This is a genomic window from Luteibacter sp. P4_E6, assembly GCF_056401535.1.
The window spans coordinates 1-1,118 of record NZ_JBFUJE010000861.1 but is presented as its reverse complement, the minus strand read 5'-3'; the positions used below and the strand labels follow the sequence as shown (position 1 = coordinate 1,118).

Genomic DNA, 1,118 nt, shown 5'->3' with positions numbered 1-1,118 from the left:
CTTTGTATTCCAGGCGGCTGCCGCCCCTTGAAACCTGCCCGGGCGTCCCTAACTAGGGCCCAGCGAAGACGCGACGACCTTGCCGGCCCTCACCGGCGGGGCGTAGCATCTCCCCCTCACCAAGAGAGCCCAGCCATGTTCCGCTGCAAGCATGATTTGATGTTCGTCACACCGATCGCCCCATGGGCGCGTCGCGGGTGCGCGCGTCTCATGCCTGGCGGCGTGTCGTTCACGTAACGGCACTCCGGCCTCGAAGAACACGACAAGCACCCGCGAGGGTGCTTTTTTTTGCCTCGAATCTGAACGTCCTCACCGGAGCAGCGTGCCATGAAGAACAGCCGCGACCCTCGATCCTGACCGTCCCGCTCAGCCAGGGGCGGCGGTAACAGGATCGGGGAGTGCCTCGCTCGACGAACCATCGAGCCCCTGGCGACCCATCAGGAACCGTTAGCCATGAGTACCACCACCCGCGAATCCACCATTCCCGTCGGCCGTTGGCGCAACCTCGGCATCATTGCGCACGTCGATGCCGGCAAGACCACGCTCACCGAACGCCTGCTCTTCAAGACCGGCACGATCCATCGCACCGGCGAAGTGCACGACGGCGCCACCACCACCGACCACATGGAGCTCGAGCGCGAGCGTGGCATCACGATCGGCGCCGCGGCCGTGCGCGCGAACTGGACGCCCGACGGCGGCCAGCCGCATCGCCTGACCCTGATCGACACGCCCGGCCACATCGACTTCGCCATCGAGGTGGAGCGCTCCCTGCGCGTGCTCGACGGCGCGGTCACCGTGTTCTCGGGGGTCGCTGGCGTGCAGCCGCAATCGGAAACCGTCTGGCACCAGGCGCGTCGTCACGGCGTGCCGCTGATGGCCTTCATCAACAAGATGGACCGCCCCGGCGCGGACTTCGATGCCGTCGTCGCACAGATGCGCGACAAACTCGGCGCGAATCCGTGGGTCGTCGCGCGCCCGATCGTCGAGGGCGAGCACATGACGGGTCTGGTCGACCTCGTTGGCGAACGGATCTGGCGCTTCGACGATGCCGGCACGCCGAGCATCCACTCATGGGATGACACCGAACGTGCGACCCATGCGGGCGCGCGTGCCGATCT

General features: G+C 66.7%; 1 protein-coding gene. It reads left to right on the top strand.

Annotated elements, in window-relative coordinates; all coding sequences use genetic code 11:
• Positions 1-453: 453 nt before the first annotated feature.
• On the top strand, positions 454-1,118 hold a 665-nt coding region (locus AC1DT2_RS24155), incomplete at its 3' end, for a GTP-binding protein (RefSeq protein ID WP_477299255.1).